At 43.6% G+C, this 12447-nt stretch carries 10 protein-coding genes; 5 read left to right on the top strand and 5 right to left on the bottom strand.

The genetic code is table 11. The features are described 5' to 3' along the window. Positions 1-274: 274 nt before the first annotated feature. The 3 genes from DP114_RS25490 to DP114_RS25480 form a co-directional block, all read right to left on the bottom strand. A complete protein-coding gene (locus DP114_RS25490; RefSeq protein WP_169268790.1) occupies positions 275-589 on the bottom strand; it encodes a 2Fe-2S iron-sulfur cluster-binding protein in 315 nt (104 codons plus the stop codon). A gap of 38 nt (positions 590-627) precedes the next feature. Beyond that, a complete protein-coding gene (locus tag DP114_RS25485; protein WP_169268789.1) occupies positions 628-1980 on the bottom strand; it encodes a selenium-binding family protein in 1353 nt (450 codons plus the stop codon). 61 nt (positions 1981-2041) lie between these two features. Further along, complete coding sequence (locus DP114_RS25480) at positions 2042-2644, bottom strand: NIL domain-containing protein (RefSeq protein ID WP_169268788.1); 603 nt, start codon at positions 2642-2644, stop codon at positions 2042-2044. 403 nt (positions 2645-3047) lie between these two features. Here DP114_RS25480 and DP114_RS25475 point away from each other — a divergent pair, with 403 nt between their 5' ends. Next, entirely contained in the window at positions 3048-4409 is a 1362-nt protein-coding gene (locus tag DP114_RS25475; RefSeq protein WP_171977445.1) for a flavin-containing monooxygenase, read from the top strand. Between the two features lie 252 nt (positions 4410-4661). After that, complete coding sequence (locus tag DP114_RS25470) at positions 4662-4994, top strand: hypothetical protein (RefSeq protein ID WP_169268786.1); 333 nt, start codon at positions 4662-4664, stop codon at positions 4992-4994. A gap of 387 nt (positions 4995-5381) precedes the next feature. On the opposite strand, the gene trxA is transcribed toward DP114_RS25470, so the two are convergent. After that, positions 5382-5702 carry a thioredoxin gene (gene trxA / locus DP114_RS25465; protein ID WP_169268785.1) on the bottom strand — a complete coding sequence of 107 codons (321 nt, stop codon included), beginning with the start codon at positions 5700-5702 and terminating at the stop codon, positions 5382-5384. Between the two features lie 918 nt (positions 5703-6620). On the opposite strand from trxA, the gene DP114_RS25460 reads away from it, so the two are divergent. Beyond that, positions 6621-7580 carry an orange carotenoid-binding protein gene (locus tag DP114_RS25460; protein WP_169267955.1) on the top strand — a complete coding sequence of 320 codons (960 nt, stop codon included), beginning with the start codon at positions 6621-6623 and terminating at the stop codon, positions 7578-7580. A 129-nt stretch (positions 7581-7709) separates the two neighbouring features. After that, on the top strand, positions 7710-8036 hold the full coding sequence (locus DP114_RS25455) for a hypothetical protein (RefSeq protein ID WP_169267956.1): 327 nt from the start codon (positions 7710-7712) through the stop codon (positions 8034-8036). Between the two features lie 247 nt (positions 8037-8283). On the opposite strand, the gene DP114_RS25450 is transcribed toward DP114_RS25455, so the two are convergent. Beyond that, on the bottom strand, positions 8284-10341 hold the full coding sequence (locus DP114_RS25450; RefSeq protein WP_169267957.1) for an ABC1 kinase family protein: 2058 nt from the start codon (positions 10339-10341) through the stop codon (positions 8284-8286). Between the two features lie 314 nt (positions 10342-10655). Here DP114_RS25450 and recN point away from each other — a divergent pair, with 314 nt between their 5' ends. Then, positions 10656-12404 carry a DNA repair protein RecN gene (gene recN / locus DP114_RS25445; RefSeq protein ID WP_171977444.1) on the top strand — a complete coding sequence of 583 codons (1749 nt, stop codon included), beginning with the start codon at positions 10656-10658 and terminating at the stop codon, positions 12402-12404. Positions 12405-12447: the final 43 nt, after the last annotated feature.

Raw genomic sequence — 12447 nt, 5'->3', positions numbered from 1 at the left:
GGCGCACGCTGCGCTAACGTGTCCTATGCGCTAAGGCGCACGCTGAGTCCCAAGGGGACACGCTACGCGAACGCGAACGCGTCTATGTCCTACGGACACGCTAGCCCCTAAGGGGGCGCTGCGCAAACGCTAACGTGGTTCATTTAATCGGTATTCTTTTGGCGGGAAGGGAGTAGTATAGCAGTTGCCAGGTAGATTAGGACATGAACTAATGAGAAAATACGGATACCACCAGACCATCAAGCCTGTTAAGCGTTAAGCGTTCCCTGCTTCTCTAACGACCACCTTTAAAAGGATTGATGTAAAGTTTGTTCTGGCACTCTACACCCACTTCAAATTTGCAATCTGAGCGAGGATAGGCAACGCAAAGTAGCACATAGCCTTGATCTGACTGTGCGGGTTTGAGGACAACTGTTCTAGAGTGATCCACCTGACCTTCAATCAAACGCGCCGCACAAGTGATACAAGCACCGTACCGACAACCCACAGGTAAGCGCAAACCTGCTTCTTCCACAGCATCTAATATGTACTGATTTTCTGCAACTTGGACAACTTGGTTGTCGCGATTAACAAGTTCAACTTTATACATATTTTCTGCGGCAGGCAAGATGCCTGCCATATGCTTTTTTATATCCAAATATCAGAGGTAGAATCGCCACCAGGATATCGCATCTCATGAGCACGAGATGGACCTGCGGGTTCTTTGCCAAAGTCAACGAAGAAATTCTCGTTAATTTTGAGACCTCCGTTTTCAGTATCGCAGTCTATCTGCAACAAATATGAACCAGCCTTGGCTATGTCAGGGTAAAACTGATTGTCCCAAGTGCTAAACAGAGAATTAGTCACATAAAGCCGTTTGCCATCAAGACTCAGTTGTAGCATCTGCGGTCCACCAGTCAGTTTATGACTTTGAATTTCGGCAGTTTTGCCCAATAAGCCACCGACCCAAACTTGACCTGTGAGTTTAGGATGGGAGGGGTCAGTGATATCATATTGGCGGATATCTCCGTGCAGCCAGTTGGAGAAATAGACGTAGCGATCGTCCATCGAAATCAGGATATCGGTAATCAATGATGGTACAGGAATGGGCCAGCCTTCCACTTCTACGGATGGTACATCAATCACTTTCTCAACTTGCCAATGACCGTTAGACTTGTGCCAATGCCAAACATTACTGCTGAGTGCAGCACCAACAAACCCGTGAGTGCTATCAGGGTTATGGTGAAAGCGCACTTCTAAGGGGATGAGTCCTTCTTGATCTAAGTCAAAACTTTGGATAATTTCGTGTTTCGACCAATCCCAAAAATGCAGTTGGTGACCATAATTTCCAGCGGCTACATCGTTGAGGTCAAACCCAGGATAGTAGGTTTTGGGTGCAGCCCACTCACTACTCACCATGATATTGTGACGCGGCTGATACCAAAAGTCGTAGTTGAAACGCATACCATCGGCTTTACGTTCCCAACGTCCAGCAATGTCAAAATTTTCATCCAGCAACAAAAAGCCACCTGGACCATTCCCTTCGCTATCACCCAACATGGAAATCATCACATGACCATCAGCTAGACAATGTACGGTATGAGGGGCTGTCAAATTGGTTTTTTCCTTGATTTCCTCCGGTTCAATAACTTTGTGAAGTTTCGGGGCTTTGATATCCGCTGTATCTACAATGTGAATTCTACTGGAACGTTGACCAGGAATCACCATAAAACGCCGAGATTTACTAGCATCGCCGTGACAAGAACTACAAGCATTCCAGCCAAAATGGTGGAGTTCATCGCCAACATAAGGCATTGGCAGGCGGTGAATCACTTGGGCGTATGTGGGAGAGTTGGGATCAACGTCTAGGGTTGCAAGATAATCTGGTTCAACAATACTTGAACCTGTGTAGAGTGCAACTGTATATAGTACCTTTTCACGTTCTGCTTTTGTTGCTGCTTCAGGAGAAGCGTAGCCGGGACCACAGCAAGCATGAGCCATCGTTTTATCTCTCCAATAGGTTGTGAAAAATCATGATACGCGGTTTAAATAATGTCAAGAATTACAACCAAATTTGTAAGCCTAATTCTTTTAAATATCTTAAGCCCAACACAATCTGCTGACGCCTACCCCAAACCTCTAAATCAAACCAACCGTCATTTTCTGGGTTGGTATCTAATACTGCTCCGGAAATGTTAACAGTTAATCCATAACAATAAACAAGCCCTGCAATAACTGGGTAAGACTGATAGTTTTGAGGAATACAAACTTGAAATTTAGCACGAGTAGTTTGTCCTTCTACGACATTGGAATCAGCTTTTTTGTCATTATCGTCAATGATGTCACTGAAATTGTGATTGTTACATAAAATCTTGCTCTTTTCCTGATTTTCTTGGGCAATGCTTTTGATATCTAACTGCACAATCTCTATATTTAGTTCTTGAAGATAGGCAAGACCTGCTTCTACTGCTCTTGAAACTCCTTGAATTTCTAGGTTAAACCAACCGTCATCTTTTGCATGAGCTTCTAAAAAAGCACATGTAATATTGATGATTAAATCGTAACGAGAAATCAATCGCGAGACAATTGGTTGACGATGGTAGTGCTGAGGAATCCTGATGTGGATCTGACTTAATGTAGAATTCAAAGTTGTGGATAATGTCATCTGCCTAATCCCTCAAAGTATCAGCAATTTTACTGAAGCTGATAGAAACTCAAGTTTTTCTATAGCTTTTACAATCTAAAAATCTATAGATCGATAAAGTAACCGTATTTTATCATAACTCTATTTTGCATCTATTGAGTAAATCTGACTATCCGTAACACCTGACGCCCGCCTTAGAGGGATTTCGTCCATTTCGTCCTATCTCAATCACTCTAAGACTTTTGGGTTTTCCACTCCTCACTAAACTAAGGTTGAAACATGATTGTTGATGAGTATGGGCATACAACAGCTTCTGCGAAAATCTGTCGTTCAATTAACTGAAAATAGCTGTAAGGTCGCCTATCATTGCTGGATTGTTTAACGCGCAAACTCTCCTTGTTTTCTTAATTCATGTAAAAAATCTATGGTCGATACTACTCACAAACATCTGATTATTGGGGCTGGTTTTGTCGGATTGGGTATGGCTGAGGCACTCAAGGGTGCTGGTATTCCTTACGATCAGGTCGATGCTAGTGATGACATCGGCGGAAATTGGTATCACGGTGTTTACGAAACCGCACATATCATCTCATCGCGCAAAATTACTCAATTTACTCATTTTCCCATGCCAGATGATTATCCCGACTTCCCCAGCGCTCAAAACATGCGGGATTATCTGAATGCTTTTGCCAATCATTTTGATTTACGTCAGCATATCGAACTCAATCGTAGCGTTAATTACGTGCGACCCATTGAAAACAATCTCTGGGAAGTCACTTTCACTGATGGCAAACAACGAATTTATAAAGGGGTGTTAGTGTGCAACGGGCATCACTGGTGCAAACGTTTTCCCGAATTAAAGGGAGAATTTAACGGAGAGATTATTCATTCCAAAGATTACAAACGACTCGAAATGCTTCGTGGCAAACGAGTTCTGGTTATCGGCAGCGGGAACTCAGCTTGTGACATTGCGGCAGAAGCAGCTCGGGTAGGAGCCAAGTGTGTCTTGAGTATGCGCGAATCGGTATGGTTCATCCCTAAGACATTTGCTGGAATTCCGTTCGTCGATCTATTGCAATGGTGGATGCCAGAATGGTTTCAGCGACTGACGGCATACGGGATAATGCGTTTGACGTTCGGCAAGCACGAAGAGTATGGTCTATCCAAACCGAACCATCAAGTTTTTGATAAACACCCCACTATAAACAATGAGGTGCCTTACTACATCAAACATGGTCGTATTATTCCCAAACCTACTGTGCGTCAGCTTAATGGTTGGGAAGTCGAGTTTATCGATGGCAGTTGTGAGGAATTTGACTTAATTGTTTGTGCAACCGGTTATGATGTTGCTTATTCCTTCTTACCTCAGGAACTTCAGCGCGTCGAAGGATCAGTCGTCAAATGTTATGGTGGAGCGTTTCCCGACGACTACAAGGGACTGTATTACATCGGATGGGGACAAGTTCGGGGAGGTGTTGGATCGGTGATTGCCGCTAGCAGTCCGTTGTTCATCCGTTGTCTCAAACTCCAGGATGAAATCAATGTGCCGATTGGTCTAGTTTTCAAAGAAATGGGGCAACAGCTGCCAACAACCCATCTGTCTGATCCACAAAAGACTTTTAGGGAACTAAAGCTGACTAACTTCTTATTTAACAGGATTGTCAAAAAAGCTCATCAGGTTGATGCCCAATATCCGATCTTTCGTAACACTCCACTCCTTCCCAATACTGTTCAGTTAACGGAGAAAGGGGTTAAGTGCGATTCGTTGGTAGCCGAATCCCAGTAATGCTTCGACTCAACCTGTATTATGGTAGGGGCAAGTGATCGCCAAAGCGATCGCTATTTGTCTTTGTCTTTATCTACACAAACCTAAACTGGGAAAATCGGTTTACGGAAACTGGGTTTCCCGAGTTACGGAGAATATGGCTATCCTACGGTAAAAGCGCATACGCACGTTTTTAAAATAGCATTGAGGCGAGCAAGCATCACGGTTCCAGGATACTATGCTACGTTGGAACAGAAATTATTGGATAAACATATGGCGCGTTTAGAACTCATTTCTCTTTACTGCGAAAAAACCGAAGATACACTTGGCAGTGATGAGGTTTACTTTGTCATTAACGGTAAGCAGGTTGGAGGCGTAAATAGCATCAAGGAAGCAGAAGGTAAAGACTTGAGAGATATTTCTAATATCATCTTTGATCGCACTGCTGAAATTAAACTGTATGACAAAGACACAGGTATCTTTAACAATGATGATCTTATTGGCAGCGTCACCGCTAGCAGCGGCCAAGCCGGGCAAGGAGAAATGACTGGTAAGTTTAATCGAGGTGGCGCAGATTATACCTTGACTTGGCGAATTGTGGCGTAGTTCAATTATCTGGGGAAATCCCCCCGGCCAGCTTTGCCCCTTAGGGGCTAGCGAGTGACTGGCTATATCAAAGCTTTGAAATTTGAATCAACAAAGCGTTGTGGAAAACCGCTACAAATACTACTGCGATAACGTTTGGGAGAGGTTGTATATTTTAAAACATACAACCTCTGGCACTTGCGTGAAATAACGCAAATCACCGTATGCTTAAAAAAGCCTGAGGGCTTTCCTGCTCCAGGTGACTTCTGAAATCCAAATTTTATTTCTGTTTTGTTAAAACAGAGGAAGAGAAATTCCCGCGTTAAACCTTTGGCTTAACGCAGAGCGTATCGCACATCCTCATATCTGCGTTAATTCGGCGACTTGCGCCCGGAGTAGCCGTTTAACCTAAAGGTATTTCTCTAGCGCTTGACTGAAGGTTTCATAGGAAGCCTTGCCAACCAGACGTTCTACCTCTTCGCCATCTTTAAAAATCAGCACGGCAGGAATACTCTTGATATTATATTTTTTGGCATTTTCTTTGTTGTGATCGAGATCGACCTTCACCACCTTGGCACGACCTTCATATTTTTCTGCTAATTCGTCGATGAAAGGACTAATCAACTTACATGGGCCACACCAAGAGGCTGTGTAATCAACTACCACAAGTCCCGAAGAGGTTAAAAGATTATCAAAGTCACTATCTTGGATATAAACAGCTTTAGTCATGAAAGTTTTTGAACCTAAATTATAAGTGTGGAATGTTTAAGTATGAGAATTTAATACAATGTCAATATATCATCAATTAGAGCCTGATAAGCTAATGTGGATTGCAGCATTCACCCACAGTCGCGTGTTTTCTCAACCGAAACACCAAAGATTTTGACAGTCCTGACATCATTAATGACCTGCGCTAATGGAATTGCCGGATGATACGCCCGGTAAGACCCTGGTCTTACACGTAGAAAAACAAGCACGAGCGTACTAGAACGAGTACCCTGCTTCGCCGACAGAGTGTCCGGAGGACACGCTACGCGAACAACAAAACAAAAGCTGGCTTGTTTTTCAGGGGCGGCACGTTTCGGGTTGTTGCTTCTTACCCGTAAGCGCAAGCGCACGAATCGAGCGTATCTCTTTCAGAGACGCTGAGTCGCAAAGCGACACGCTGCGCGAACGCGAACGCGTAAGCGTGTCCCTTTGGGACTTACAAAGCAGCGTCTGTGCAGGAGATACGCGCAAGCGTGTCCCTTTGGGACTTACAAAGTAGCGTCTGGTGGAGGAGATCATCTGCCGCTGACTTTGTGTCACCAATCCCTAACCGAACTATGGCAGCACTAACCCGATCATGGCTTGCTTTGGACCCAGAGGAATCAACTGTAAATGAAAACCTCTTTACCTTAATCTGTCAAGAAACCTATCATATATTAAGGAGAAGCACTTGGTTCAAAAAAGCATTGTTCACTCTCCGCGCCGATTTCTCAAGTATTACAGCTACCAACGAAACTAAGTTTTCGATTTTAATATTAAAGATTCTTTACAAAAATTAACATTTTGTGATAATTTAATGACTGGAGAGCAAAACTGTATCTCCAGAGACATATTGTTTGATCTTTAGTCAGTTACAAACTTAGCGAGGTACCCCTCAACATGGCAATTACTATCGATTCCGCCCGTGGTATTTTTCCCGGTACATTATCGGCTGATGCAGTACCGGCTTTGACTGCACGATTCAACCAACTCAGTGCCGAAGATCAACTGGCATGGACCTGGTTCGCTTTCCTGGAGATGGGCAAAACCGTCACAGTTGCAGCTCCCGGTGCAGCCAGAATGCAGTTTGCCGAACAAATCCTGAACCAAATCAAGCAAATGACCTTTGACGAGCAAAGTCAGGTTATGTGTGATCTGGCAAACCACGCAGATACACCTATTTGCCGCACCTATGCTACTTGGTCGCCTAATATTAAGCTAGGTTTTTGGAATCAGCTCGCGGAATGGATGGAGCAAGGCACTGTCGCGCCAATTCCGGCTGGCTATAAGCTTTCAGCCAATGCTACTGCCGTATTGGAAACCCTCAAAAACCTGGATCAAGGACAACAGATCACCGTCCTGCGAAACTCGGTTGTGGACATGGGGTTTGATGCAAGTAAACTAGGCGACTATGCCAGAATTTCTGAACCCGTGGTCGTGCCTAAAGAAAAGTCTCAGCGTACTAAAGTCACCATTGAAGGTCTGGACAACCCAACAGTGTTGAACTACATGGACAACTTGAATGCAAATGATTTTGATGAACTAATTAAGCTGTTCGTGGCGGACGGTGCTTTGCAACCTCCCTTTCAAAGACCGATCATTGGCAAAGATGCAATCCTGCGGTTCTTCCGAGAAGAGTGTCAGAACCTCAAGTTGGTGCCAGAGCGCGGTGTCGCTGAACCTGCAGACGATGGCTACACTCAAGTGAAAGTTACAGGCAAGGTTCAGACCCCCTGGTTTGGCGCAGCAGTGGGCATGAATATGGCTTGGCGGTTCTTGATCAATTCTGAAGGCAAGATCTTTTTCGTAGCCATTGACTTGTTAGCCTCTCCCAAAGAGCTTATGAATCTGGCGAGATAGGAAGACTCGCGCGCAGAGTAAATCACTAACTATTGTGGGGAGCGCTCTGTTAACCAAGAGCGCTCAATTACTCTAAGCAAACAAAACAATCCTAACCAACTAACTATCGCACAAATTTCAGATTGAGTTATGCAAGTGAGTGAAGCTGAATGGACTGACACTGAAAAAAATATAGCTCGAGCTGCCTTTGATCAAGCCTACAAGCGAGAAGTTGAGGCTTTGCTTAAACAAGTTCGAGAACAAGCAAGTACACTCGTGGAGTTGAGTGATCTCTGGCGGTTACACGATTTCTTGAGTGCTAGAAGGCATGAAGTCGAGGGTAAGTACGACTACCAATATCCTGTTCTGCTCTTTGTCTTTGCTGGATTGGTCAAGGAAGGCTGGCTCCATCTGAACGAACTGGAAGGGCTGGATAAAGAAAAGCTATCCAAGATAGCTGCTTTGGCACGGATATAGTCTAGTATAGTCACTCTTCTAAAGGGTTGTGGCGACCAGGCAGACACCGCATGCGAGTAGAATTGGAACCAAAATGTACGCGCTCCAAATAATTATTGTGATAACAATAAAATTTCTACCTTCTTTAATGCCTCATTATTACTGTTTTTTCAGGCAATGATTGCATTTTTCCTGTGATAAGATAGATTATCACAGGAATAGGCGACTTTAAGGGTGACGGCCTTCTATTTTAAAGTCATGGTAATTTTCACCTAGCAGGTAAAGATAACCTTTTAGGCTGAGGCAAATGACTATCTTGAACGCTATCCACTTCTGATGATGTCAACAATTGCCGAATCAACCTTGCTACAGCTTTTTGTGCCAACTGGTTGGCGAATTGTTGACTTAAACGCTGTACTGCTGGATTGAACAATAGCTGAGTAATTTGAGGTACGAGTTGTGTTGCGTCAAAACCACGAGTTTGTTGGAGAATATTCAAAATACGTTTGATATGCTCTAAGGTTTGTTCTTGTTCGACACTCGCACCAGGAGTTTCATTGACTGCTGTGATTCCAACTCTTTCGCGCAGTAAGTAAGTAAAGTTGTGCAAAACATTTTTTCTTAAAGCATCGACTCCTCTAACAATTTCGTCCACCAGTTTGTCTCGAATAAAAGCGCCGCGTTCAGAAGACAAAAAATCTAGTGCTTGATTTGTGACTAAGTTAAAGTCATAATCTTGACTATTACGAGCATTACGTAATAAATTTTCTAAACGATTCCAGCGAAATTTACCTTCTTTAAACAGCAAATCTTGCAAGGATGCTCTTAATTCTGGCGCTGGATCGGTTAACAGACGTTTAGAAACATAAGGATAAGCTTCGCTGAGGACTTTGAAGTTAGGATCAATATAGATAGCAATTCCTTCCAAGGTTACCAATGAACGAATAATCAAAGCGTAGTATGGTGGTACACGGAAAGGATATTCATACATCAAAGCTGAGAGGTCATCAGTGATGCTTTTGATGTTTAACTCAGCAACACTGGCTCCTTGAGCATCAGCAAATACGTTGGCAAAAGCTGGAATAATTGGTGTTAAATCTGTCTCTGGGGATAAAAAATCTAACTTGACATAGTCTTTTGCCAAGCCGTCAAAATCGCGGTTGACAACATGGACGATCGCCTCAATCAAACCATAACGCTGCTGTGGCTGAATCTCGCTCATCATCCCAAAGTCGAGATAAGCCAATTGCCCGTCAAATGTCGCGAGTAAATTACCTGGGTGAGGATCCGCGTGGAAAAATCCATGTTCCAGCAGCTGACGTAGCGAACACTGTACACCAACTTCTATCAAATAACGAGCATTTATACCTAAATTGCGAAGTTCTTCTGTCTCGGTTAATTTAACGCCATTAATCCACTCCATCGTCAAAACCCGACGATTGGTGTATTCCCAGTAAATTTTTGGCACATAGACATCTTTCATCTGACCATAAAGCTGGTAAAAACGCTCAGCGTTTTCTCCTTCGTGAATGTAGTCCATCTCTTCAAAGATGCGATCGCCTAATTCATCAAGAATACCAACAAGGTCACTCCGCACCCGTTTAAATTGTTTCTTCGCCCATGCAGCGAGTTTGCGTAAAAGATACAAATCAATGGTAATACTTTCTCTCAAGTCTGGACGTTGGACTTTAACAGCGACTTGTTCACCAGATTTTAGCTTAGCTTTATAAACTTGACCTAAGGAAGCAGCAGCAATTGGTTCACTAGAGAGTTCTACGTAAATCTCCTCGGGAGGTAATCCCAACTCTTCTTCAATAAAGCGATAAGCAATTTCGTTAGGAAAAGCTGGTAACTTGTCTTGCAATCGAGTCAGTTCTTCCAAATAGACGGGAGGAACCAAATCCGGTCGAGTGGATAAAGCTTGTCCAATTTTGATGTAAGCGGGTCCCAGCTTAGTCAACAATTCTCGCAACTTAACTGCTCGCCTTAGGTCATTTTTAACAACAACTCCCCGCTTGCTATCCCACCACAACCCCGTTGCAAAGCTCACAGTTGATGTCAAAACTGTGATAATCCGCCGGAAAACTTGCAGGGGTCTTTTTTGGTAATGCGCTGAAATCTCCTGGGGATTGTAACGTATTGCTTGCGACTCAGTTTTTCTCGTAACCACCACTTGGGTTTCGTCTAAAGTTGGTAAGCTAACAACTTCGACGATCGCACTATTTTCAGGTATTCGTTCAGCATTGGACACATTACCTGGGTTAGAGGTGCTTACGCGACTGTCTTCTGTAAATTGGGAAGTAGGGGGAGTTGTCTTAGCATTCATGTCGCATTACCATAGCATTTAATTTATTTTATTAATTATTGTAACTTTTTCTGGTCTCAATCTGTAATTTCTATTAAGAAACGGTGGAGAAAGAGAAATTTAGAGACTAGAACTTCTTCGCTACAATCTATTTTTCAATTCAAGAACTATATCCTCAGCACAATTTACACTTCATGAACTAAACTAAATTTGGTACACTTCAATTGGTCGTACTCGTCCGATGGTATGAGATATTCCTAACTGCTAACCGTTGATTTATAGTTTCCCATAAATGAATTGAATCCGGCGTCTGTCCTCATGGAGAATTTGACTTAATGTTGTCTGTATTGCGAATAGAAAATTTTGCCCTGATTGACCAATTAGAACTGGAATTTGGGACAGGACTTAATGTTTTGACAGGGGAAACCGGCGCGGGAAAGTCGATTATTTTAGATGCGATAGATGCAGTATTGGGTGGTAAAGTATCCAGTCGTGTGATTCGCAGTGGTACAACTCGGGCAATGGTAGAAGCGACATTTAGCTCTAACTTAGGATTAGCCGCCTGGTTGAGCGAACAAGAAATAGATTTAATCGAAGATAATTTTATAATTATTAGCCGAGAAATTGCAGCTACCTCAAGTAATATTCGCAGTCGATCGCGCGTTAATGGAGTGTTGGTTAATCGAGCGTTGATGTCCGGACTCAGAGAACGCTTGGTGGAAATCACCGCTCAAGGGCAAACTGTACAAGTGGGACAATCTGCTCAAGTCCGCGAGTGGTTGGATATGTACGGTGGCGATTCAGAGATCCAGCAGCGACAACTTGTCGCCTTGGGTTTTAGTGAGTATCAAAAAGCGCATATAGCCCTAGAAAAACGCCGGACATCAGAACGCGATCGCCTCCAACAACTCGACTTGCTAACATATCAAGTACAGGAACTCAAAACTGCAAATCTTACTGAAGCTGATGAATTAGAAAAGCTTTTGCAAGAGCGAGAACGCCTCAATCATGTCGTCGATTTACAACAAATGAGTTACAAAGTTTACCAAGCTTTGTACCAAAATGATGCTGAAACTCCAGCAGCAGCAGACTTGCTCGGAGACAGTGAAACGACATTGAGCGACATGGTAGAATACGATACCGAACTGCAACCGCTGTTGGATATGGTCAGAGATGCTCAAGCAACCTTGGCAGAAGTGGGACGACAAATTAATACCTACGGGGAAAATTTGGAAGCCGATCCGCAGCGCTTAGAGGAAGTAGAAGAGCGTATTCAGGAATTAAAGCAAATTTGTCGTAAGTACGGTTCGACTCTGACTGAGGCGATCGCTTATTACCAACGCATCCAAGAAGAGTTGGCTGAACTTAATAATAGCGACCAATCAATCGAAAGTCTGGAACAACAAGAAAATATTTGTTGGGAAAAGTTGACTGAAGCTTGTCAGAAGTTAACTCTGCTGCGGCGTACCACTGCGGCTGTTCTAGAAGCAGAACTGATCAGGGAACTCAAACCTTTGGCAATGGAAAAGGTACAGTTTCAAGTTGAGATTGTACCAACTTCCCCAACCGCAACGGGAGCAGATAAAATAACCTTTTTGTTTAGTCCGAACCCAGGAGAACCCCTGCAACCGTTAACACAAATTGCTTCCGGCGGTGAAATGAGCCGCTTTTTATTGGCGCTCAAAACTTGTTTTTCTCAAGCTGATGAGAATGCGACACTGGTGTTTGATGAAATTGACGTTGGGGTTTCTGGACGTGTCGCACAGTCTATTGCGGAAAAATTGCATCAGTTAGGTCAAAGCTCTCAAGTATTATGTGTGACACACCAGCCCTTAGTTGCAGCAATGGCAGACCGACATTTCCGAGTCGATAAGCAAGTTATCACCCTCGAACCAGGTGACAAAACAAACAACGGACATCCCGAACAGCGTACGGTTGTGCGAGTCACAAGCCTGGATAATTTAAACAAGCGTCGAGAAGAACTAGCACAGTTAGCTGGTGGGAAATCGGCCCAGGAGGCGATCGCATTTGCTGAGTCTTTGTTGACGCAAGCAGATCACCACCGTCGCGGGGAGTGGAAGTGATACAAACGGCTTTGGATTGACCGATAAATAGAAGATGAATTAC

This window comes from Brasilonema sennae CENA114 (genome assembly GCF_006968745.1).
GTDB classification, from domain to species: Bacteria; Cyanobacteriota; Cyanobacteriia; order Cyanobacteriales; family Nostocaceae; genus Brasilonema; species Brasilonema sennae.
The sequence above is the reverse complement of the archived record's forward strand: the minus strand, read 5'-3'. Positions and strand labels throughout refer to the sequence as shown.

What these genes read in the sequence shown, in the direction of transcription:
- DP114_RS25490 (WP_169268790.1), bottom strand. Translation starts at nt 589, where the DNA reads ATGTATAAAGTTGAACTTGTTAATCGCGACAACCAAGTTGTCCAAGTT.
- DP114_RS25485 (WP_169268789.1), bottom strand. Translation starts at nt 1,980, where the DNA reads ATGGCTCATGCTTGCTGTGGTCCCGGCTACGCTTCTCCTGAAGCAGCA.
- DP114_RS25480 (WP_169268788.1), bottom strand. Translation starts at nt 2,644, where the DNA reads ATGACATTATCCACAACTTTGAATTCTACATTAAGTCAGATCCACATC.
- DP114_RS25475 (WP_171977445.1), top strand. Translation starts at nt 3,048, where the DNA reads ATGGTCGATACTACTCACAAACATCTGATTATTGGGGCTGGTTTTGTC.
- DP114_RS25470 (WP_169268786.1), top strand. Translation starts at nt 4,662, where the DNA reads ATGGCGCGTTTAGAACTCATTTCTCTTTACTGCGAAAAAACCGAAGAT.
- trxA (WP_169268785.1), bottom strand. Translation starts at nt 5,702, where the DNA reads ATGACTAAAGCTGTTTATATCCAAGATAGTGACTTTGATAATCTTTTA.
- DP114_RS25460 (WP_169267955.1), top strand. Translation starts at nt 6,621, where the DNA reads ATGGCAATTACTATCGATTCCGCCCGTGGTATTTTTCCCGGTACATTA.
- DP114_RS25455 (WP_169267956.1), top strand. Translation starts at nt 7,710, where the DNA reads ATGCAAGTGAGTGAAGCTGAATGGACTGACACTGAAAAAAATATAGCT.
- DP114_RS25450 (WP_169267957.1), bottom strand. Translation starts at nt 10,341, where the DNA reads ATGAATGCTAAGACAACTCCCCCTACTTCCCAATTTACAGAAGACAGT.
- recN (WP_171977444.1), top strand. Translation starts at nt 10,656, where the DNA reads ATGTTGTCTGTATTGCGAATAGAAAATTTTGCCCTGATTGACCAATTA.